This is a genomic window from Halarchaeum sp. P4, assembly GCF_051195175.1.
Classification (GTDB): Archaea; Halobacteriota; Halobacteria; order Halobacteriales; family Halobacteriaceae; genus Halarchaeum.
Map to the genome: position 1 here is coordinate 40,420 of NZ_JBNTKC010000002.1, position 19,384 is coordinate 59,803.

25 protein-coding genes are annotated in these 19,384 nt (G+C 52.6%); 15 read left to right on the forward strand and 10 right to left on the reverse strand.

Annotation, left to right across the window (positions count from 1 at the left end; translation table 11 throughout):
• Positions 1-94: 94 nt before the first annotated feature.
• The 3 genes from ACQUS8_RS08165 to ACQUS8_RS08175 all read right to left on the reverse strand — a co-directional run bounded on the left by ACQUS8_RS08165 (position 95) and on the right by ACQUS8_RS08175 (position 2,968).
• Positions 95-1,345: a hypothetical protein gene (locus ACQUS8_RS08165; RefSeq protein ID WP_435099357.1), complete on the reverse strand. Its 1,251-nt coding sequence runs from the start codon at positions 1,343-1,345 to the stop codon at positions 95-97.
• A 60-nt stretch (positions 1,346-1,405) separates the two neighbouring features.
• Positions 1,406-2,416: a restriction endonuclease gene (locus ACQUS8_RS08170; protein WP_435099359.1), complete on the reverse strand. Its 1,011-nt coding sequence runs from the start codon at positions 2,414-2,416 to the stop codon at positions 1,406-1,408.
• A 66-nt stretch (positions 2,417-2,482) separates the two neighbouring features.
• Positions 2,483-2,968 carry a hypothetical protein gene (locus ACQUS8_RS08175; protein WP_121577196.1) on the reverse strand — a complete coding sequence of 162 codons (486 nt, stop codon included), beginning with the start codon at positions 2,966-2,968 and terminating at the stop codon, positions 2,483-2,485.
• A 110-nt stretch (positions 2,969-3,078) separates the two neighbouring features.
• Between ACQUS8_RS08175 and ACQUS8_RS08180 the strand changes: the two genes are divergently transcribed.
• The 3 genes from ACQUS8_RS08180 to ACQUS8_RS08190 are packed head-to-tail and all read left to right on the forward strand — an operon-like array spanning position 3,079 to position 4,808.
• Positions 3,079-3,537: a TIR domain-containing protein gene (locus ACQUS8_RS08180; RefSeq protein ID WP_435099361.1), complete on the forward strand. Its 459-nt coding sequence runs from the start codon at positions 3,079-3,081 to the stop codon at positions 3,535-3,537.
• Positions 3,534-4,142 (forward strand): RipA family octameric membrane protein, encoded by a 609-nt coding sequence (locus tag ACQUS8_RS08185; RefSeq protein ID WP_435099363.1) that lies wholly within the window; start codon positions 3,534-3,536, stop codon positions 4,140-4,142. Before ACQUS8_RS08180 ends, ACQUS8_RS08185 begins: the two co-directional genes overlap by 4 nt.
• Positions 4,143-4,193: 51 nt before the next feature.
• Positions 4,194-4,808, forward strand: coding sequence for a TIR domain-containing protein (locus ACQUS8_RS08190; protein WP_435099365.1), 615 nt, complete (start codon positions 4,194-4,196; stop codon positions 4,806-4,808).
• Between the two features lie 55 nt (positions 4,809-4,863).
• On the opposite strand, the gene ACQUS8_RS08195 is transcribed toward ACQUS8_RS08190, so the two are convergent.
• Genes ACQUS8_RS08195 through ACQUS8_RS08205 form a run of 3 tightly spaced genes read right to left on the reverse strand, consistent with a single transcriptional unit; the run spans position 4,864 to position 7,119 of the window.
• Positions 4,864-5,688, reverse strand: a complete 825-nt coding sequence (locus tag ACQUS8_RS08195) for a TIR domain-containing protein (RefSeq protein ID WP_435099367.1) — start codon at positions 5,686-5,688, stop codon at positions 4,864-4,866.
• Positions 5,689-5,747: 59 nt separating this feature from the next.
• Complete coding sequence (locus tag ACQUS8_RS08200; protein WP_435099369.1) at positions 5,748-6,263, reverse strand: TIR domain-containing protein; 516 nt, start codon at positions 6,261-6,263, stop codon at positions 5,748-5,750.
• Positions 6,256-7,119, reverse strand: a complete 864-nt coding sequence (locus ACQUS8_RS08205) for a hypothetical protein (protein ID WP_435099371.1) — start codon at positions 7,117-7,119, stop codon at positions 6,256-6,258. Before ACQUS8_RS08205 ends, ACQUS8_RS08200 begins: the two co-directional genes overlap by 8 nt.
• 194 nt (positions 7,120-7,313) lie before the next feature.
• On the opposite strand from ACQUS8_RS08205, the gene ACQUS8_RS08210 reads away from it, so the two are divergent.
• Entirely contained in the window at positions 7,314-8,042 is a 729-nt protein-coding gene (locus tag ACQUS8_RS08210; RefSeq protein WP_435099373.1) for a hypothetical protein, read from the forward strand.
• 8 nt (positions 8,043-8,050) lie between these two features.
• Here the strand turns inward: ACQUS8_RS08210 and ACQUS8_RS08215 are convergent, their stop codons facing one another.
• On the reverse strand, positions 8,051-9,052 hold the full coding sequence (locus ACQUS8_RS08215; RefSeq protein WP_435099375.1) for a hypothetical protein: 1,002 nt from the start codon (positions 9,050-9,052) through the stop codon (positions 8,051-8,053).
• A gap of 122 nt (positions 9,053-9,174) precedes the next feature.
• Here ACQUS8_RS08215 and ACQUS8_RS08220 point away from each other — a divergent pair, with 122 nt between their 5' ends.
• From ACQUS8_RS08220 to ACQUS8_RS08235, 4 genes are all read left to right on the forward strand, one after another.
• Positions 9,175-10,044 carry a hypothetical protein gene (locus ACQUS8_RS08220; RefSeq protein WP_435099377.1) on the forward strand — a complete coding sequence of 290 codons (870 nt, stop codon included), beginning with the start codon at positions 9,175-9,177 and terminating at the stop codon, positions 10,042-10,044.
• 82 nt (positions 10,045-10,126) lie between these two features.
• Positions 10,127-10,660, forward strand: coding sequence for a hypothetical protein (locus ACQUS8_RS08225; RefSeq protein ID WP_435099379.1), 534 nt, complete (start codon positions 10,127-10,129; stop codon positions 10,658-10,660).
• On the forward strand, positions 10,657-11,589 hold the full coding sequence (locus ACQUS8_RS08230; protein ID WP_435099381.1) for a tyrosine-type recombinase/integrase: 933 nt from the start codon (positions 10,657-10,659) through the stop codon (positions 11,587-11,589). Before ACQUS8_RS08225 ends, ACQUS8_RS08230 begins: the two co-directional genes overlap by 4 nt.
• 218 nt (positions 11,590-11,807) lie before the next feature.
• The gene (locus ACQUS8_RS08235) at positions 11,808-12,377 is read left to right on the forward strand and encodes a type II toxin-antitoxin system CcdA family antitoxin (RefSeq protein WP_435099383.1); all 570 of its coding nucleotides are present in this window, start codon (positions 11,808-11,810) and stop codon (positions 12,375-12,377) included.
• A 174-nt stretch (positions 12,378-12,551) separates the two neighbouring features.
• On the opposite strand, the gene ACQUS8_RS08240 is transcribed toward ACQUS8_RS08235, so the two are convergent.
• Positions 12,552-12,941: a zinc-ribbon domain-containing protein gene (locus ACQUS8_RS08240; protein ID WP_435099385.1), complete on the reverse strand. Its 390-nt coding sequence runs from the start codon at positions 12,939-12,941 to the stop codon at positions 12,552-12,554.
• A 459-nt stretch (positions 12,942-13,400) separates the two neighbouring features.
• Between ACQUS8_RS08240 and ACQUS8_RS08245 the strand changes: the two genes are divergently transcribed.
• From ACQUS8_RS08245 to ACQUS8_RS08255, 3 genes are all read left to right on the forward strand, one after another.
• Entirely contained in the window at positions 13,401-14,054 is a 654-nt protein-coding gene (locus tag ACQUS8_RS08245; RefSeq protein WP_435099387.1) for a hypothetical protein, read from the forward strand.
• 48 nt (positions 14,055-14,102) lie between these two features.
• The gene (locus ACQUS8_RS08250; RefSeq protein ID WP_435099389.1) at positions 14,103-14,249 is read left to right on the forward strand and encodes a DUF7557 family protein; all 147 of its coding nucleotides are present in this window, start codon (positions 14,103-14,105) and stop codon (positions 14,247-14,249) included.
• Positions 14,250-14,363: 114 nt separating this feature from the next.
• Positions 14,364-15,596, forward strand: coding sequence for a bifunctional DNA primase/polymerase (locus tag ACQUS8_RS08255; RefSeq protein ID WP_435101016.1), 1,233 nt, complete (start codon positions 14,364-14,366; stop codon positions 15,594-15,596).
• Positions 15,597-15,662: 66 nt separating this feature from the next.
• Here the strand turns inward: ACQUS8_RS08255 and ACQUS8_RS08260 are convergent, their stop codons facing one another.
• Together ACQUS8_RS08260 and ACQUS8_RS08265 are read right to left on the reverse strand one after the other, a co-directional pair.
• Entirely contained in the window at positions 15,663-16,004 is a 342-nt protein-coding gene (locus tag ACQUS8_RS08260) for a hypothetical protein (protein WP_435099391.1), read from the reverse strand.
• Between the two features lie 6 nt (positions 16,005-16,010).
• Positions 16,011-16,292, reverse strand: a complete 282-nt coding sequence (locus tag ACQUS8_RS08265; protein ID WP_435099393.1) for a MarR family transcriptional regulator — start codon at positions 16,290-16,292, stop codon at positions 16,011-16,013.
• 127 nt (positions 16,293-16,419) lie between these two features.
• Here ACQUS8_RS08265 and ACQUS8_RS08270 point away from each other — a divergent pair, with 127 nt between their 5' ends.
• From ACQUS8_RS08270 to ACQUS8_RS08285, 4 genes are all read left to right on the forward strand, one after another.
• Entirely contained in the window at positions 16,420-16,944 is a 525-nt protein-coding gene (locus tag ACQUS8_RS08270; protein ID WP_435099395.1) for a hypothetical protein, read from the forward strand.
• Between the two features lie 43 nt (positions 16,945-16,987).
• Positions 16,988-17,449 (forward strand): hypothetical protein, encoded by a 462-nt coding sequence (locus ACQUS8_RS08275; protein ID WP_435099397.1) that lies wholly within the window; start codon positions 16,988-16,990, stop codon positions 17,447-17,449.
• Between the two features lie 137 nt (positions 17,450-17,586).
• Positions 17,587-18,768, forward strand: coding sequence for a hypothetical protein (locus tag ACQUS8_RS08280; RefSeq protein WP_435099399.1), 1,182 nt, complete (start codon positions 17,587-17,589; stop codon positions 18,766-18,768).
• A gap of 27 nt (positions 18,769-18,795) precedes the next feature.
• Positions 18,796-19,338: a hypothetical protein gene (locus tag ACQUS8_RS08285; protein ID WP_435099401.1), complete on the forward strand. Its 543-nt coding sequence runs from the start codon at positions 18,796-18,798 to the stop codon at positions 19,336-19,338.
• The last annotated feature ends 46 nt before the right edge of the window (positions 19,339-19,384 follow it).

Genomic DNA, 19,384 nt, shown 5'->3' on the forward strand with positions numbered 1-19,384 from the left:
CTCGGCACTCACGACTCACAATCTATCCATAGTGAATGTGTTTAGCGGCTCTATAGACGGCTCTCAATCCGTAGTTGAGCTGAAGCCGTGGATTTCAATTCAGAATCGAAAGCGTCCCGTTGACCAATTGGGGTGTAAGAAGCCCCACCCCGATGAGTAAGATGCCAAGAATAGCGACGACGAGTAGTCGCACCCAGTCGTTACTTTCCTCCGATAACACAACACCGAGTCCCGAAAATGCGACCACTAATCCACCAGTCAATACAAGAGACACCCGACTTGCTTCGGCAACAGATAGCGTACTCAGGATTGCCTGTGCCGATGTAACTACCACTGCAATGAGGCCCGCGAAGAAGCCGATTGAGCGAAGCGTCTGATTTCGGAACCGTTCCATTCGCTTCTTGAGTTCGTTCTCGAGTTCTTCAGTTGAACTCTTGAATTCCTCTAATTCACTCTTCGCTTCTTCAAGAGCCCGGTCTGCACGTTCGGCGTTTCGTCGCGTCTCCCTCAGACTATTCAACTGTTTATAGTAGTTGTACGCATCACCGGCATCGGAATCCTCCTCCTCTGGGTGCAATTCCAGTGCCCTGTTGATTTCCTTCTCTGCGGTCTCAAAGTCGTCCATCAATTCTAGAATCTCACTTCGGATTGCGTGGAACTCCGAGTCATCAGGAGAGAGGGTAACAGCCTTCTGCGAATATGCCTCGGCAACAGATAGCACTTCGCTACGTTCATTTGGTAGAGTGTCGATATTTAAGGATTCGGTTGGACCACTGTAGTAGAAGTATGCCACCCCTTGTGCGAAGTTAGAGTAGAATCGTGGGTTGGTACAAGAGTCGTCGATGATGCTGTCAACAGAGGATATCGCCGTTCGGTAATGGTCGGTCTTGAACCCGCGAAGGTAGACTTCCGAACGTAGATACTGATACATCGGCCTATCAGAGAATTCTCTTTCGAACTCAGTTAGATACTGTCTGAGGGTGAAGAAGTCAGCCGTACCATCCAGTGAAACCCGGATTAACATATAGAACGCACCAAAGACGACTTCCCTGCGGAAAGGTCCCATTGGTGGGTCGCCCAAATCCATTGGTGACGAAGTTGCCCTCTCAGGTGTCAATAATTCTAGTAGGTCGTCTCTGTGAATCCGCGATACGTGTTTTGATTGCGAACAGTACCTATCGAGGTAAGCGATATATTCAGGGTCAGTTGTTGACAAACGGTTGTTTTCAATCAGTTCAGAGACCTCGCGTAGATAGTCCAAGAGAACTTTCAGTTTCTCGCTCCTTCGTGTCTCAATTACATCATCAAAATAATCCTCTAATTCTGGTATCGTTCTATAGTCCATATGTACTCTAAGCTATATTCCTGTAACAAGTCGTTTTTCTTGATGCACTAATCATCGCCTCTACTCTTCAAGCGGAGGGTCTTGCGAGGGAATATAGACCCGCTTCAATGGGACTGTTGCTTGATACTCGGATTCGAGGTCGTCGTAGTGCTGAATCAGGAGGTCAATGAACTCATCCCGGTCAATGAGCGTGACCCTCTGTTCAGCGTTCCGTGCTGCATCCTGCGCTTCGCTGGTATAGCCACCCGTTGAGACGAACAGGCCCCGTTCGCCATTCCCGAGGGTTCCGGTGAACGCTCGCATATCCGGCGAACCAACCTTCGACTGCTGGCGCTTGACCTGTGCCTTGATGTACGGCGATTCGAACCCCAACGAGTCGGGATGAGCGACTACGTCGATACCGCGGTCCTGACTGTCCCGTGTCTTCTTCGCGTGATATCCCATCGCTCGTAGGACTGCGGCGACCAACTCCTCGAAGACGAACGGGTCCATGTTCGCTAGAATGTCGGAGATGAGTTCGTCTGCCTGGTTCTCCACTTCGTCGACGAATGGTACAGTGTCCTCTTCGTCCTCGCTCTCTTCGGGTGTCTCCCCGCTTAGAACGCCCGCGATTTCGTCAATGCAGTCGTCGAGTGAGAACACCGTGAGCGTGCTTCCGAGCGTGTTCTTCGTTGAGGTAGTGAACTCGTCGCGGGAAACGGTGTCTTTCCATTCGACACGCCTGACGTGTGGATATCCCGGTGGGTGGTCGCCTGGTTTCCACTCGTACCCGCTCGTGACCTCACCAATGAGATACTCGCGCTCCGTCTTGTCGTAGCTCAGAACTAGATGCCCCTCCTCCATCTCAAGCGCGAATCGATTCACTTGCCCCGCGTTCTGGGCGAGACGCCGACTATTGTGCTCGGAATACTCGTCGGTCGAATTGAATCGAGCTTTCATCTCCTCGTAGGAGCGGATATCAGAGACGTCTCCCAACTCCTCCCAGCCGACTGCGACCAGGGAACGAGACTCGAACTCCTCGACTAACTCGTTGTCATTCCCGGCGCGAACCATGAACGCTCGCTCAGCCATATTATCCGAACTGTTCCGAACCTCGAAGTATCAAGGTTCGCACGTACTTTAGACTCGCCGTGGGTCTCATTCACGCTGAGATAGCATGACTTCCCGCCATTCATTGAGCGGGCCCAGAAACTCATCCGATTCTAGCCACTCCACCGAACAGTCCGTTTGGAGAATATACCTATCGCTACTCTCTGCATCAAAAATTCCTTCGTCTGTTACGCCCGTTTCAAGGATTATCAGCATCGGATGGTCCAGCATATACGCCATACCGGCTTCCAGCTGGTTCCAAGGTGTCGGTAAGTAATGTTCGGCAAGAGGTTCCCCCTCTCTATTTTCGCCTTCTTTCACTCGTTTCTGCTGAAACCCCAGAATGATTGCGCCGTCACATTCTCTCATAACCTCTCGGACCTTCTGAAGCGGAGTTTTGAATGAATAATCGGAATAGCCGATGGACCGAATATTCATGTTTCGTGCTTCCACGGTTGCCTCAATAGCCTCCCAGAATCGTTCCTGACGGTCATTCAAGCCATTTGGCTTGCTCACGAACACGTTCTGTTTCATCAACCACAACCAGTGTGGGCTTCTAAATTAAAACCGCGGACAGAACGACCTCACTCACGGTCTCAAACCGTGGGGAAGCTACTATACAAGTGGGCTGTCTTGCTCGGATTATGTCTGACGATTCATTGAACATAGAAACGATAACCCTTAGCAGCGACGACAGACGAACAGAATACCGTTTATTCGTCTCCCACTCCTGGGATTACAGCGATGAATATGAGAACTTGACAGACCTCCTTGACGAGGCAAATCATTTCGAATATACGAATTATAGCGTTCCTGAAGAGGATTCGATTGACGCAGATACAGATGAGGAGCTAGAGGAAGAACTTCGGGAGGGGCAGATTAAACCTGCGTCTGTTTTCATCGCCCTTGCTGGCCTGTATTCGTCTTATAGTGACTGGATTGGTAGAGAAATACGGATTGCTGAAGACGAGAACAAGCCGATTCTTGGCGTTGAACCCTGGGGAAGTGACAGTACCTCCGATTACGTTGAGCGGCATGCAGACCGGATGGTCGGGTGGAATACGGATTCTATTGTCGAAGCTATCCGTGATATGTCTCCATGAGCAGTGACGAGACGGACGAGAATGCCGAGACGGTAGGCCCCGATATTGGGCAAAATCCTGCTCTTGAACAGTGGAAGTTCTACGGACAATCGACTCACCAAGTAAGTAATCGCCGTCTTAAGAACAACCGTTTCTACCTGCGTCTTCTTATTGCGCTTCTGGGAGTTGCCGGAATTGGAGGCAAACTCGGATTCATCACGCCCATTGGAATCCTCTTCATCGGAGCGATTGGCCTCCCCTTCTGCGTCCTCTGGACCTTCCACATCCTCTCGTACAAACAGTTGAATAGCGGAAAGTACCGCGTTCTCTGGCAGATAGCCGAAGACCTCCCATATGACCCATTTCAAATGGAGTGGGACCGTCTCAAGCAGGGCGATGAACCAGACGTATATATCAAACACACCACCGTCGAGGTCTGGTGGCCCCGTGTGTTCGGATTCTTCTATGCAATTCTATTCCTCTATGGAGGGCTTTCGCTTCTAGAGGAGTTACGTTACTACTGGTGGGGTGTCGGTATTCTCACCTTCGTCTGGGTCATATACGCTCTCCTCGTTCTCAAGGGGAAAAGCCCGACTCAGAAGTATTGGGACTACACGGGAGAGTAATTGAGAGAACACTACCCCTAACCTTTCAGTTCCTTCGCATACTTGGTATAGATGATAATGGTCAAGCAAGTGTTTGTCTCCCATGCTGAGGCTGATTTGGATGATGTCAAGAGGGTCCTATCACCCATACAAAATCTGCTATTTGACCTAACTATAGCGATTTCTGAACCAGAAGCAGGACGGATACCCGCGACTGTAATGAAACAAATTTCAAATTCAGATGTCTTTATTCCTGTCCTCACCCATAATTCAAAAGATAGCCAATGGGTGAATCAAGAAATAGGATATGCAACGAGCCAGCGCCCCACGATAATCCCTCTATTTGAGGATGATTCTATGTTGAAGGGTCTTATCGGTGATTACAAAGGGATAAAATGGGACAAATATAATTCAGACCGAGCAACATTTGAGGTCATTACGATGCTTAGACGGAACTTTGAACCCTTAGCCTTGGGTCCTCTAATGCCAGATTGGTATCTTAAACTACAGTGCGATTATGGAACCTGCAACTGGGAAAACACCTTTTCAATCGACAGGTCCCAAGAGGAACTCTGGAAGATATATGAGGAGAACAACATTATCAGTTGGAACTGTGAGAATTGTGGTACTGAATATAGATTTAACCCAGCGACATTTGAATTTGAAGGGGCGACTGAACCTGGTTGATATGATCTTTGTGAAACTCCTAAACCAAATACTGTATCTATAGCAGAATAAATCATTAAACTGCGTGCTCAACAATCGCCCCCACGATTGATTTCTGCCGCCAGCCGACCATCTCGACCGCTGCGTCTTCCACTACGTTCGGGGTCTGCTCGGAACCGTGAGGTCGAATCCCTATAATGGGTTTGTCGAACTCGTTTGCTAGTTCAATCTCATTTTGAATCCATTCACGGTGCGCGCTATACATCCCCGCAAGCACGAGGACAACGGCAGTGGTACGTATCTGGTCCCGCAGTCGGGACCGTAGGTGAGCATCGTTCACCGTGTCTAGCGGGTCATCCAGGGGAACACTGTGGTTCTGCCATTCTAACTCGTCGAAATCATCGAGAAAGTCTACAACCCGCTCATATTCGTCATTGTAGTCCCACGCATGGCTGATGAAGATGTTATACTGGCGGTTCTCGGGACGTGGACGCGTCTGAACGGTACTCCCAGAACTGCTAGAAGCAGCGCCAGTGTTGCCGTCGGTGATATTTTGTAGAATATCCCATAGGAACTTGACGACGACAGCACCTCCAGCGAGAAGTAGTACTGTAATTACTCCTTGTGGGATATCGTCCTTGCTATTGAGGAGTTGCTTTACGACTTCATATCGCGTGACGAAGTAGACGTTAGTATTCCCGGGTTCCCACACGGCGATATCATCCCCGCTGGCCCAGCTCCGGTGGTGAACTCTGACACCAGGAAGAACATCTGTGTGTGCATCGAGGTCAGGCGGTATGGGCGGAACCTCATCCTGCTGAACCCACTCAATAGAATTGTTGATGAGGACGTTATGGCGAATATCCTGCCAGGTTCGCCCCGGACGGTTCGGCAAATCCATACTCTACCTCACTCGTGGTATTGCCGTCTTTCTTTCAAGGCCTCTGAATCGGCCGCTTCTCATGGTGCTAAGTCGCGTATTGCGTCTACGATTGAATCAGTATTCCAACTCACCATTTCGTCAGCATGCTGCTCAACGTAGTTTGAGGTTCGGTCATTCCCCCACGGCTTTACGCCGAGAATGGGCTTCCCTTCCTCCTTAGCGATACGGATTTCTTTTCCAATCCATTTGCTATGTGTCGAGTACAGGCCCGCCAGAACGACCACTACTGATGAAGGTTTGATTTGCTTCTCTCGTAGGGCATTTTCTAATTCTTCGTCGCTTTCCGTGTCGAATTGCTCTTGTTCAGGAACGCTGTAGTTCCTGAAATCGAAGCGGTTTGCCTCCTCTAACAGACGAACTAACCGTGCATACTCCTGGTCGTAATCCCACGAGTGAGAGACGAAGATTGCGTAGTCTTGACGCCTGTCCGTCGTGGTTCCTGCACCGCCACCACTTCCGCTCGGTTTGCGTGTTCCCTGTCGGGGGCTGCTGCCACTATCTCCTGTACTCGAAGGCATGTACTTGTTACCCATCTTCATCCACCTCGGTCGAATCGTATGAGTCGAGTATTGCTTGTCCGCACGAGAGTTCCTTCTCAATCCTCGATTTCCATTTGCTGTGCGCTTTCGGGTCGTGTCCCTCTCCAACTAGACCAGATTCCCATCTCCACCGTCCACCCGCAGCACTGACCACTTCGGGTATTGCCTTGCTGAGGAATCGACCGGACTGTTTTCCGATTAGGAGAATCCCGGAGGGCTTCATCTCGGAAACTAGCGTGCTCAGGTCGTCTTTTAATTCGTAGACTCTGTTTTTATAGCCTGTCGCATAGAACACGAGAAAGTCGGTATCCAACGTCCTCATCGTCGGTAGACATCGTTTGAACTGCCAAGGCAGCCAGCCTTTAGCCTGAACCAAGACCTCTGTCGAGTGGTTTGTCAGCATATTCGCCATCCACTCCGTCCCCTCCATACAGTCATCTATAGCCTCCGCCTGCTGGGAACGAGACATAGTTTGGTAAACAGAGTACTCGGTCGGAATGTGATAGTCCGGTCCAAATCTACGGACTAAATCTAACTCGTTGGCCCACCCCAACCCTCTGAGTGTAGCATCATATGTGGTTGTGGTGGTAATGACTGTCTGGTCATCCCGAAAGTACGTACCAGCGGTTTCGTCGTGGTGGTGGACCAGCCTGCGTGCAGAGTCAATCGACAGCATTACCGTCTCAATCGAGGGGTCAGATAGAACAGCATCCCGCTCATTCACGTCGGGAACCTTCACCCGGTTAACGACCCCCGTTACGGGGTACTCTCGACTAAATCCTGGTTTACTCTTCCCCAGTGGTTTGGCTGCGTCGCTACTCGTGCCTGTGGTTGCCTCTCCAGAACTCATTTGAACTCTCCGGTCTCCGCGTGGTTTTCATTGGGAAACGGTTGAAAATCAGTCTGACAGAAAATAAATCTTGCCGTGCTTATGGGGAGAGACGGGCGGTGAGCGTCAAATTCTCCCGGCAAGTGTCGTTTCTCGGGAAGTGATTGGTGGGGCGATGAAACTCTTTTTCCATAGTTGAGGTGAGACGTTAGGATATGACCCGCCAGGACGACCTCGACCGCCTCTACACGCTGCTCGAGGACCTTGACAAACGAGTCGGCGGTACACGGAAACTCAAGAACTGCACCGGGTACATGGACTGGCCCGACCGAGGCGTCTACTTCTTCCTCGAACCGGGCGAAACACGCGACACGACAGACCAGTTGCGCGTTACCCGCGTCGGGACACACGCGGTGTCTGCGGGGAGCAGCACGTCGCTCTGGGATAGATTGAAACAACACTACGGAACAGGCAGCGGGAGTTCTAACCATCCTCACGGTGGTGCTCACCGCGGCTCCGTGTATCGCAAGCGTGTCGGCGAGGCGATTATCGAGAAGCATGACCTCCACGACGACTATCCCGACTGGGACAAACGCTGGTCGAGCATCGACCGGGAGCGGTCGGAAGTCCGTGACGAGGAATACATTCTCGAACGACGGGTCAGCAGTTACATCCGCGAACAGCCGTTCCTCTGGGTAAATCTCGATGACGAACCGAGTGCCGATAGCGACCGAGCGAACCTCGAACAGAACGCTATCGCCCTCCTCAGCAATCTCGATAAGCAACCGATTGACCCCCGAAGAGATGGCTGGCTCGGTCGATATAGTCAGAGTCGGGAGATTCGTGAATCGGGACTCTGGAATGTGAATCACGTCGGCGAGCGATACGATAGCGGATTTCTGAACCTACTTGAGAACGCTATCAACGACACAACCCCGCCATAGCGCCGCGGTCAGTCCGAATCCTCTAATTCAGTTGTATAATCGGGATTCGCCCGTAACTTCGAGAACGCCACGTACCTATGCCCTTGAACAAAGGCAACTGTCCGGTCGGAATCACTCGCCGTTTTGTCGTTCTTGACCGGATGGTCGAGTTCGATACCGTCCTGTAGGAAGATGACTTTCTCCGTTTCACCGTGCCGTTCAGACTCCTCCTTTCGAAACTGAGTTACTGCATCAAGCAGTTGCTCACGCTGTGACTGCGAGAGGTCTGGATGGTTTCGCACCGTTTCCTCGGTCAGTTCGATGCTCTCGATAGAACCCACTACTGACGGAACCGCGGTTTTGATTTCGCCGTCAGTGTAGAACGCGAGGTGGTCGACGGGTTTGAACGACCGATTCGCCTGGCAAAAGTACAGGCCGTGCTCCTGGTACTCAGGCCATGCCTTGCGGGCCGCGACGACCAGCACGCGGTCCTCCTTGCCGCTAACGAGGTCTTCGTCGTAGAGGAAGCGACTGAGTTCGCGTAGGAGGAACGCTTCACGTTCTGTCGGGACGGACATACTCGCCTTGGCGTTCCCTACATCTCGCTCAAGCACCGTCTCGATGGTATCAATGAGTGAGTCAAAGTTGGCCCACACAATACGCTCGTCTTCGATTTCAGCCACTTCGTCGGGGAGTCGAGCATCTGGAGTCAGAACGATGAGACGCTGCAATTCCGCTTCGTCTTCGTTGAGTGCGTGAAGATGATTCTCGAGTTGTTCCTTGTCCACAGCGTCCCGAATCGTCTTCGTCTCGAACCAGAGAGCGGTTGAACTCTTGATTGCAGCATCGGGAACCGAGTCGACGCCTGTCACTTGATTATCGAACGAGACGAGGGACAAGTCGGATTCGTCGGTCAGTGCTTCGAGGATGTCTTCCGCTAATTGGTTGTTGACGTGCTCAAGAACGGCGATGACCGTTGATGTAACCCGATTTTCACCCTGCGTGTAAGTCGAGAAGAGTGGATTCGGCATGCAACGACATACAGATAGTCGTCTCAAAAACGTCTGGGGTGGCGAGAGACTAGCCGCAGACAATCGATTTCGAAGTCGTGCTCGGGATTAGATTCAATATCGAGGTGTTATTTTCACCTAAAATGTCCATGGCTAGTCCTCGCAATTACAGCACCCTTCATGACGCCCCGGAGGGTTCCAAGTTCGCATACTACGCTAAGGATATCGACCTGTTTGAAGCAGAGCACTTCTCTACTCTCGCTGAGTGGCTGGATGACCGAGGCTATTCCTTAGATTCGGAAATTGCCTACTTCGCTACGTTCGCATACATCGCCGGGGGTTGGACAAGAGACACACCAAGAGCCCTTATCGACGGTCACGGAATCGAATCGATGGCAGACGCTATTGAAGCAGCCAAGTCCGGCAAGTTGGACGACTTCTCGGAGTACGACACACGCCATTCTCACAGGAAGGTCAACGCCTCTCGTGTGGAGGAATCGTTTCGTTCACTAGATTCGTTCAGCGTTGCCGGCCAGCCTGTCTCGTCGTTTGAGGAATTTTTCGAGATACTCGAACAGTACCGGAGCGATATAGAAGATGAAGACCAAGCGGCTCACGAGACCTTCGTAACCGCCTGGGATTCGCTCGAATCAGTCAGTTACTTCGGTCCTTTGACGGGCTATGACTGGCTCGAAGTGGTAGCGTTTGTTCACGGGCACGAGGAATTCACACCACCGACAATGCGCCCGCGATATCTCAACACAGGTAGTAACCCGCCAAAGGGATTCGAAGAAGTGTTCGGGATTGGCTTGGACCATGAAGATGCCGAGCACTGCGTTCGATTACTCGAGGAGTTCGCTCTTGAGGAATTAGACAAGGAGATGCCGAGCGCCATGTTCGATATGGAATCGGCACTCTGTGTCTTCTACAAGGATATTGGGGATATCGAAATGGCAGACAGCGATACCATAGACCCCGATTGTTATCCGAATCGGAAAGACGACTGTTATTAGAAGTACATTCGGTCGTCACATCCGTCGTTGCTATCCATAGGCCTAGGTGCGTCCAGTCGTAATTATCTGTTGTGAGACACGAATGAGTGACGAAGAGCCACAGCAGACCGAATGGGAGACCGAGGTCGGCTTGTCCGAGGAAACGACCTACGTCGCCCTCTACCCGAGTCGCAAGCACGCCGAGGAGTGGATGGAAGAGGCTGAGGAGCAGGGGTATGGCAGCCGGTCAAAATACCTCTATGAACTGATACAAGAGGCTCGTGCTGCGCGTCAAGAGGGGTTTCTAGCGTACAGTCAGAACGAGTCGAAGGTTGAAGAACTGCAATTGCAGGTTGAGCAGTTGCAGGACGAACTCGAAAACGCTCGTAACTCCGAGCCGAGAGAAATCGATATCGAACACGAGGAGTTCGTGACGGCATTCCTGACCGACCGCTACCAGGAGTTCGAAACCATTCTCAAGGAGGTCACGAGCAGCGGCGTCCTCACCGGTATCGTCAAGGACGCAGTCGAGGAGCAACTGTTCGACCTCGCGGAAGAGGGCACAGTCGAGTATAAGCAAGGCTACGGCTGGCGACTCGCTCACGACGATGCTGACGCGGAGGTGGTCGAGGCATGACGGGCAAGACCCGTGAGAAAATCTACGAAAACAAGCATGACGCAGTCAACGACTTCATCCAACGGAAGCGCGACATGGGGCGGAGTCGCCGGACGCTCAACGCCTACTCCCGTACCCTGAAAGCGTTCTTCCACGAGGAGTTCCCTGAGCTTGAACCGGGAGATGTTGAGGTGCGCCATATTGAGGACTACATCGGCTCCCTCTCGGCACGTGGCCTCTCGCAGAACACAAAACGGCGATACCTGGAGTCGCTCTCCTCGTTTTTCGGGTGGGCGATGAAGCGCCCGCGGTTCGAGAACATCACCGGCAATCCCGCGGCGGTCGTCCTCGAAGAGATTCCCCAGAAGTACCGCGAGCGTCCCGACTGTGCAACGTGGGAGAACGCGAAGAACATCGTCCACAACATCGCCGACCCGCGGAACAAGGCGATTGCCGTTGTGCTGGCGAAGACGGGGTGCCGCATCCGCGAGGCGCTCGAAATCGAACAGGACGACCTAATGCTCGACGACGGATTCATTCGTCTGCGAGAGCGCAAGGGCGGTAGTCAGACCGTCGTGCCCGTGGACGAGGAGGTGAAGCACGCTATCAAGCGGTATCGACTCGTTCGCCCGGACAATGACTCCGAGTACCTGTTCCTGAGCATTCAGGGCAACCGTGTCCAGTCGACGCAGGTACAACGGGCCGTCCGTGACGCTGCGGTCAGGGCAGGCGTGATGGAAGAGGATGAGACGCGGTTCCACAAGAAGTTCACCCCGCATACGTTTCGGACGGTTTTCACCACGCTGATGCGTAATCAGGGGATGAAGGACCACATCCTCCAGCACATCCGCGGGGACGCAAATAACCGAACAATGGACGTCTACACCCGCGTTGACCGATACGACGCTCGGCAGGAATATCTCGAGTGCATCAAGTCGCTCGACTTGTAAGATTCCCCTTGTAGAGCACTTTGCGGAGACGCGAAGAGACTCGTTCGTCTGGCAGTCGACGGCGTGAGTCCCTGTGTTCTATCGGATGATGACTGAAACCGGAGAGACGACGGTGTCTTGGGTTTGAGAGGATGTGAAGACAGACCAGTCGGTGAATACTACCCCCCATAATATGCATAAGAACTAAGTTAGAATGCATAAAATGCTCAGTTGTCGCCATGCCGAAGAAGCGCACCACAATTTCAGTAGACGAATCGCTCCTTCAAAAAGCGCAATCCAAGGGGATGAATGTCTCCGCAATAACCGAACGGGCACTCGAAGACGAGGTAGAGCGCCCTCAATATCACATGTTAAATACGAGCAAGAGTTGGCTTGAAGAGCGAACCGAAGGCGAAGTCGATACCACGGTAATATACTCAGAGGGGGTCGCCGCTCAATTCGGTGGATTCGATAGGGGCGTAGATATCGGTCCTGGCGATTATATCATTTCATATGTCGATGGTGATGGTGCCCGTGCTGTGGGTAAGGCACTGGCAGAATGGCGTGAAGAGCCTGTAGAACCAGAAGAACGTCTTGTTCTCCCGAAGGACCACGACGAGGACGAGTACCATATCCCAGTCTACTGGTTTGCAGTCCTCAGCCCCGGGAATGGTCTATCGAGTTCCCTGCTCGAAGAAATAACGGGAAGGCCCGTTTACAGTAGCACACACAATCCGCTGTCACGGGACGGGGACCACGCAGAGCTAATTGCAGATGCAATAGTCGGGCGAGCATACCGAACCTCGTAAGAGAACCACTCTGACCCGTTGAACTATCGATAATCCAGTTCGTCGGCCTACCTGCTTTCGCGTCTCCGACAAGACGCGACGGTCTCTCCCTGTTCCTCCCACCGGCCCTCACGATGTATCAGATAGAACCTGCCTCCCGAGAGCGACGAGTCTGCTTCGGCTCTCCGGTTGTGGTTATCTGGGTTTGAGGAACCCGAGCACGTTGTCGGTGACGTGCAGGAGGCCCCACAGGGGGAGACCAACGACGAGGACGCCGAACCAGAACGCGAACATAGCGATGGGCAGCGGGTGGGGGAGCGCGGTGATGGGAAGACCCACGGCGTTGAGACCGATGGCGAGCAGGAACGAGACGAACCCGAGCACGTTCAGTGTCCCAAGCGCCCGCCGTGGGGACCTGAACGGTCCTGATGGGTCGGACCACTCCCACGAGTTGCCGTCTGTCGAGGTCACCTTGTCGGTCGTGTCGGGCTCGTGCTCGTCTCCCACTGCCGCACCACACTCGGGACAGTACGAGGCATCGTCGTCAAGCTCTGTACCACACGCCTGGCAGTGGCGGTCAGGCATGCCGTGGCGCTCGGAGAAGACGCTAGTAGGTGTGGTGGAAGAAAATCCTATTCCGAAACCTCCAAAATCGCCGATATAGAGATTCTCCTTCTTACTTCGTGACCTGTCTCTCGACTAGTCCGAATCGTTGCCTCTGTGTTCGCTTCGTAGAGACCGAAATGCGAGGTATTGTGTTGCCCTGCACGCTACCTTGAGTTGAGTCTACGGTTTCTCAAATCAAATTGAACGCTAATCTCCCCTCAGAGGTCTATATAATCTACTTAGGAATGTTTGTGATTTCTCGGATGAGAATCTCCCTCTGAACTAACCAGCAAATATCTCCTCAAACGACCTACGCTGTTATAAAGAAATTCTGACGAGTACCTAATGCCGTATCATCACTGATTCTCCTTCGTGGAGCTTCGATGGCTCAGTCGTGTTGTGGCCGTTCGCTGGAAGACTCCACAGGAAGTGTTCAAAATGGAAGAAATCCATTCGGACGACCGAAGTACAGTAGCGGAACTTGGCCGCGACCCTTGGCTCCATACCGACTGGCAGGGCTTATTCGAGCAGGTCGCCGGGTCGAGCGAACCACCCCTCCAGTCAGATACGCTGTCCCTGGCGGTCAGCGATAACTACGGCTGCGACCAGGAGTTCGGTGAGACGATAGTCAGGAAAGCCGCGGAGTGCGGCCAGCTCCTGCGTATCAGCGTGAAGCTCGAAGACCTGAGATGGGAATATTACGCGGCGAAGTCTGTCGTAATCACCGAGCCGTGTAATTGGATTAGCATTACTGACGGTGACGTTCTGGCTGACGCCGACTCATTAGCTCCGGAAGCCGTGTCTCGAGACGAACTCGTACAACAGGTGGAGTCCAGACCTCGACAGACCCCCATCAAGCAGGTCCAATACATAGCTGACAATATCGAGCACCTGGCTCCGTTCCATATCAACGACGGCGACCTGAAACTACAGCCACGAATTGCCGAACTTATACTATTGCGTCGGTCTCACGCCCAGATTGTCAAGGCTGCCTCTCACTTCACCCCCGCTGACGAAGGGCCTGCGTTCACTCGTGTTCTTGAGGCGCTCGCGGATTACGAGAAAGCCGAAAAGACCATCTCTAAGCGGTAAAAGGCCGTCTTTCAGCCTCTTTTTTGCTTTCTAACAGCTATACAATATATGCCTCGAACGACCATTGCACTCGACGGCTCAACGAAAGACCGTCTGTGCGCTCTCAAACGTGGCGGCGAGAGTTACGACGACCTGCTGAATTGCATTCTCGACCACGTCGAGCGAGACGCATCTGGCGAGGTGGTCGTTGATTAACGCGTAACCCCGTCTCGGTGCTCGCTCGCTGTGACCTGACGAGCGAGCACGGGCGGGACGATGTGGACGGTAGGCCTGCGGGCAGCGGGCTTCCGAGCCATAGACACCAAGACAATGACCCGGACAAATCACGATACGGACTCCGACCCTAGGAATCTGTCGAGCCAAGACAGCACAGCGCATAGCCCCGGCACCGGAACGACCGCACAGACTGAACCGCGAACCGCGCTTTGTAATCGGTTAGCAATCGCCGGGCTGGACGTCGAGCGGTTCGTACCGCTGCGGGACGGGACGAAGCAGAGTCGCGTCGACCACACAGACCCCGCATACCAGTACTCGGTCGCCGAACTCGACGGCAACTACGGGGTGATGGCTGGCAACGGGCTGGTCATCATTGATATCGATGATTACGATGATGACCAGCTTGCTCCCGACTGGATTACATCTTTACCGTCAACGTTCACCGTCGAAACCCCGCATGGCGGCGAGCACAGGTACTACGCGGTCAGTGACCCGGTGAGTAACCGTAATTGCGAGTGGGGCGAAATCCGCGCTGCCAATCAGTACGTTGTCGGTCCCGGTTCTGAGCTCGACTCGTGTTCGAAGGACTGGCACGACTGCTCTGACGACGACGCTGGGCGCTATATCGTGTGTGATGACCGCCCCCTCGCACAAATCTCTCCATCGAGACTGCCAGAGCAAACCACGCAGCAACCGAACTCATCAACAGCGGTATCGACCGGGTCACTGGAGGTGGCATCTGTTGATGATGTAGACGCGCCGTTCGGGAAGCTCGACACACGCCTGCGAGCGTTCCTCGGGGATGACCGTCGGAAAGCACTCTGGGAAGGACGGTATTCGGATGCGGGATATGACGACCGTTCCCGGGCTGAAGCTGAACTCGCATGGCGTCTCGGGTGGTTCTTCGAAGGTAATCCCGAGGTCGTCAGCCAGTTGATGACGCTCGCCTGTGAACAGCATCCGACGACGGACTGGAACGAACCCCGGAAGTGGCTCGTTCGTGACGATGACGGCTATCGCGAGAATACAATCGAACTGCCCGATTATGACGACACGTACACCCCGCCTTGGTCAGGTCGTGGCCCACGGCCCGAAGTGAGTCAGGTAACGTCGGATAGGGTGCTCGCTGCTACGTTTGACCTGTATCCTGCGACAGTCGATGAAATCGCCAACCACGAAGAGGTGGATGTATGCCGAGAGCAGACCCGGAAGGCGCTCGAAGAACTACGTGACCACGATGTACTCGCACGGAGGAAGGACATGAAGCGCCGTGACAATCCCTATGTCTATTACCCGTTGTTCGAAGAAGAAATAGACGACATCTAATACTCACCCCTACACTGTGGATAATGTCTTGGAGAGTGTGTTGGTTTAGTAACAATTAACGTGCCATCATTCGAGTCTCGTTATCGAACCTTCTGTGTATTCACCTCTGCCGGTCGGAAGCGCCTCGTCCTCGATATAGAATAATTCAGGTGGGGCGTGGTCGCTGGTTCGTTCAGGCCATTCGGGTCGGTCCAGATGGATTACGTATCGACCTACTCCCTTTGGATTACCAGTCCCTCTCAGGTAGACTCGATAGTGTTTGGCTCCGTCCCGAACATGTAGCTCGGCTGGTTCTACCCTCTCCACGTGAAACTCACGGTCTTGAATATCTACGTCGGTATTGACGTGAATAACGTCTCCCTCTTTGAGCGCCTGTACTCGTTGTTTAATCTCAGAGCGGTTCATCATGGCATCTCACTCAGGTTGTTCATCGTCTGAATTAGATTCGAGGTCCTTTGCATCAATCTCGCCCTCAAGATACTGCTCTCCGATTTCCGTGATTCGGTAGACGCCGTTTCCGAGATGCTGGAGCATTCCGTAGTTCGTCAGTTCTCGACAGCGTTCCCCGATGTACTGCCGACTGAACCGGACGTCTCCACTGTCGGCCATGCCCTTCGGCGTGTCTGTCTCGACTTCTGATAGACGTTCGAGGATACGCTCGTCGCAGATAGTCATCCAACGAGCGGAGTATCGCATAGAGGATATCGCAGCGATAGTGCGATACTTACGTCGGAAAAATGAAATAACATTCAAAGTAGTCTATCTCGACTTGAGTAAGCTATAACTTCTTACTGCTCGGAAGGTTGTGCAAGGACTCTCTCGCATGACACTCTCTCAGCAGTTACTCGAAGAGCAGGAGGTCGTCTACGGGGCGGAGGAAGACCAATACGGCGAGGAGGTGGACCGCCTCGAAACGCTACCTCCGTCGTTCGCGGATGGGTCATGGTCGATGGAGGATATGAAGTGGATTGTCCGATGGAAGAGCAGTCGCAGCATTGGGTACTTCGAGCGCAACGACCGCGAAGATGTAACTCAGCACGTTAGCGATGCTCTCGCTGCTGACAGCGTTAGCGACAAGGTGGACATCCTCACGGAACTCGACGGGGTGCAGGTTCGAATGGCGTCGGCAATTCTGCTGTTCGTGAACCCTGACCGTTTCACCGTACTCGACTGGCGGGCATGGGACGTGCTGCACGAGAACGGGTACTTGCCCGACGAGATGCCCGATGACCCGACTGTCGAGGATTATCTACTCTATCTCGGCGCATGCTGGGCGATAGCGAACGAGTACGACGTGAGCCTCCGCACGCTCGATATGGCACTATGGGCTCTCGGAGGCGACGAGTAAAACATCACCAGCGACTAAATCCAGTCAGGAAGAATACACTACCATGGACGACTCAGAACGGCCCGAACGCCCGCCGCCCGATGCTGATGCCGCCGAGATAGCGGAGTGGATGGAGGAGGATTTCGGGCGGGCCGTGGCTGAGGGAATGGCAAATGCTGGTGACGAGGATGACCCTGACGACGAGCACGAGGTCGTTGAGGTCGAGATACTCAATCACGAGCGGGGCGAGGTCGTCGGGACGATAGACACGAACGGGAACCTCGACACGGAGAGTGAGGCGCTCAGACGTGTCTCGCAGGAGTATCTTCAGGAGGGCGTCCCCGTGCTCGTCCCCACGACCTACGAGAACGAGGACGGAGAGACGGTTCATGCGGACGGAGAGGTGATGGTCGAACCAGGGACACCGGGGTTCGTGCGGGCCTTCGTCAACGAACTCCCGAGTCCGTTTGACTGTAACCTGGAGGCACTTGCGGACCTGCCGGTTCTTGAAACAGAACTGGACTAATCTGACTACTGACTGTCCTATTCCGGAAATTGAGATTTGCTAACTTCGAAATCCCGTACTTTCAGAAGGACACCTATTTAATGACTAGTCTATCAGCAGGAAGCATTCATAATCGAGGGATTCCATAGTGTCGATAAATGTATAGACGGACGATTGAGGCGCTGGAACATTTCACTGACTACGTGGAATTCGAGCGTTTGTGTTCAGATATCCTCGCTCGTCAGGGCTATGAAGGGATTGACCCCCAAGGTGTCGAAGGAAAAGACGGAGGAAAAGATGCTCTGATATATGCGGAAGATGGCGATATCGTCTGTCACTTCAGCACGGCGAAGGAATGGCGGTCAAAACTTCGTAGTGACCTCCAGAAAGCAAACGAGAACGACCTCTCTGGGGAGAAATTCATCTTTGTAACTAACCGCAAGGTAGGTGGTACGGAGAAAGATAGCGTCAAGGAGGAAGCTAAAGACGAATATGGATGGGTCTTAGATTTGTATGACGCAGAGCGACTAAGAGTTCTTCTCGACAATTATCATCAGGACCTTCGGGAGGACTATTTGGAGATACCCCCAGAACCTGGACTAACTACTGACCTCGGTGAGCGAGCAGAGAGTCATCACACAGAACGGGTGAGAAAGATTCAGCAAGGAGAAGCTCCTGTAGATTTCGAATCAGACTCTGCCCTCATTATTCATATTGTCCCTAAAGATGCGTTTTCTAACCCTTACCAAATTGAGGTCGGTGAACTATCGTATAGGAATGACAAAATGAAACCATTAGGAAGAAACGTCGGGGGTGGATTTTCACTCAACTCAAAGGGAGCGGTCTATACTGATACTAATAGAAGAACGGATAGCCTCGACGGCTACGTTCAGGTCTTCAGAACTGGAATCATCGAATCAGTTTCAACCGGAATATTCGATACCCTCGATATCGATGATGGTGACCCTTACATCCCTAGTCAGGACTTCGAGTTCTTCTTGACACTTCGAGTCAAAGAATATCTCCGCTTTCTACAAGCACAGGGTATTGCCCTTCCAGCGTTCATTTGCCTCACTCTCACTGGAGTTTCGGGCTTCAATTTGCTAACGAACAACCCAATGGAATTGGTTAATGATAATCACTTTGACGAGGGTACGATTCACCCTCCAAAAACAAAAGTTGTCAGCTATGAGGAGGACATTCGAGAGCTATTAAGCAACCAAATCGACGTAATCTGGAACGCTGCCGGAAGAGCACAATCACCTCATTATGATGAGAAAGAAGGGTGGGACTCGGAGTTGGCGGACCACATTGATGAATGGATGAACAGTAGTCGTTAAAAGTAGACAGAGCTCTTTGTACCAGGTATGCCGGTTAGTTCGTTGTTCACTGCAATAATCGGGTTCTTTGGAGTCGTAGTCGGTGCAGTGATTTCAGCGTCAGTTACGATTTATGTGACCAGCAAACAGCGGAAGGCCGCAAACAAGCGTCTTCGTGCAGAATACTATATGGAACAGAAGGTAGAGGCGATGGCTGAACTGCATGCTGAACTCGAAGATTGTTTTCAGACAGTAGATGACTTCATTGACGAAATGTCTCGTACAACGCCTCTGTCCGAGTATGAAGAGAACGTCGAACCAAAAATTGAATCCTTCCACAAGACGCTCATGAGGCACTCGATATACCTCACAGAAGAACAAGAGAGAGCACTCTATGATATGAAGATGCAGTTTGGAATGATTGGTGCTGATATTGAGGATTACTTGACCGCAGATGACGAGAATTGGGAGAAAGAACCGCGAACACATCAAGGGAACCTTCGGGAGACTTGGGAAGAGGCAAAAGACCAATTAAAGAAGGAGATGGACGTGCCGCCTCAACTCCGCGAATCAGATTCTTCCAACAAGTAGGCGCAACACTATACCATCACACTCTGTTCAGAACGCTTGCTGTCGT

Excerpts from the sequence above, each read along its gene's own strand:
- ACQUS8_RS08165 (WP_435099357.1), bottom strand. The coding sequence starts at position 1,345 with ATGGACTATAGAACGATACCAGAATTAGAGGATTATTTTGATGATGTA.
- ACQUS8_RS08170 (WP_435099359.1), bottom strand. The coding sequence starts at position 2,416 with ATGGCTGAGCGAGCGTTCATGGTTCGCGCCGGGAATGACAACGAGTTA.
- ACQUS8_RS08175 (WP_121577196.1), bottom strand. The coding sequence starts at position 2,968 with ATGAAACAGAACGTGTTCGTGAGCAAGCCAAATGGCTTGAATGACCGT.
- ACQUS8_RS08180 (WP_435099361.1), top strand. The coding sequence starts at position 3,079 with ATGTCTGACGATTCATTGAACATAGAAACGATAACCCTTAGCAGCGAC.
- ACQUS8_RS08185 (WP_435099363.1), top strand. The coding sequence starts at position 3,534 with ATGAGCAGTGACGAGACGGACGAGAATGCCGAGACGGTAGGCCCCGAT.
- ACQUS8_RS08190 (WP_435099365.1), top strand. The coding sequence starts at position 4,194 with ATGATAATGGTCAAGCAAGTGTTTGTCTCCCATGCTGAGGCTGATTTG.
- ACQUS8_RS08195 (WP_435099367.1), bottom strand. The coding sequence starts at position 5,688 with ATGGATTTGCCGAACCGTCCGGGGCGAACCTGGCAGGATATTCGCCAT.
- ACQUS8_RS08200 (WP_435099369.1), bottom strand. The coding sequence starts at position 6,263 with ATGGGTAACAAGTACATGCCTTCGAGTACAGGAGATAGTGGCAGCAGC.
- ACQUS8_RS08205 (WP_435099371.1), bottom strand. The coding sequence starts at position 7,119 with ATGAGTTCTGGAGAGGCAACCACAGGCACGAGTAGCGACGCAGCCAAA.
- ACQUS8_RS08210 (WP_435099373.1), top strand. The coding sequence starts at position 7,314 with ATGACCCGCCAGGACGACCTCGACCGCCTCTACACGCTGCTCGAGGAC.
- ACQUS8_RS08215 (WP_435099375.1), bottom strand. The coding sequence starts at position 9,052 with ATGCCGAATCCACTCTTCTCGACTTACACGCAGGGTGAAAATCGGGTT.
- ACQUS8_RS08220 (WP_435099377.1), top strand. The coding sequence starts at position 9,175 with ATGTCCATGGCTAGTCCTCGCAATTACAGCACCCTTCATGACGCCCCG.
- ACQUS8_RS08225 (WP_435099379.1), top strand. The coding sequence starts at position 10,127 with ATGAGTGACGAAGAGCCACAGCAGACCGAATGGGAGACCGAGGTCGGC.
- ACQUS8_RS08230 (WP_435099381.1), top strand. The coding sequence starts at position 10,657 with ATGACGGGCAAGACCCGTGAGAAAATCTACGAAAACAAGCATGACGCA.
- ACQUS8_RS08235 (WP_435099383.1), top strand. The coding sequence starts at position 11,808 with ATGCCGAAGAAGCGCACCACAATTTCAGTAGACGAATCGCTCCTTCAA.
- ACQUS8_RS08240 (WP_435099385.1), bottom strand. The coding sequence starts at position 12,941 with ATGCCTGACCGCCACTGCCAGGCGTGTGGTACAGAGCTTGACGACGAT.
- ACQUS8_RS08245 (WP_435099387.1), top strand. The coding sequence starts at position 13,401 with ATGGAAGAAATCCATTCGGACGACCGAAGTACAGTAGCGGAACTTGGC.
- ACQUS8_RS08250 (WP_435099389.1), top strand. The coding sequence starts at position 14,103 with ATGCCTCGAACGACCATTGCACTCGACGGCTCAACGAAAGACCGTCTG.
- ACQUS8_RS08255 (WP_435101016.1), top strand. The coding sequence starts at position 14,364 with ATGACCCGGACAAATCACGATACGGACTCCGACCCTAGGAATCTGTCG.
- ACQUS8_RS08260 (WP_435099391.1), bottom strand. The coding sequence starts at position 16,004 with ATGATGAACCGCTCTGAGATTAAACAACGAGTACAGGCGCTCAAAGAG.
- ACQUS8_RS08265 (WP_435099393.1), bottom strand. The coding sequence starts at position 16,292 with ATGCGATACTCCGCTCGTTGGATGACTATCTGCGACGAGCGTATCCTC.
- ACQUS8_RS08270 (WP_435099395.1), top strand. The coding sequence starts at position 16,420 with ATGACACTCTCTCAGCAGTTACTCGAAGAGCAGGAGGTCGTCTACGGG.
- ACQUS8_RS08275 (WP_435099397.1), top strand. The coding sequence starts at position 16,988 with ATGGACGACTCAGAACGGCCCGAACGCCCGCCGCCCGATGCTGATGCC.
- ACQUS8_RS08280 (WP_435099399.1), top strand. The coding sequence starts at position 17,587 with ATGTATAGACGGACGATTGAGGCGCTGGAACATTTCACTGACTACGTG.
- ACQUS8_RS08285 (WP_435099401.1), top strand. The coding sequence starts at position 18,796 with ATGCCGGTTAGTTCGTTGTTCACTGCAATAATCGGGTTCTTTGGAGTC.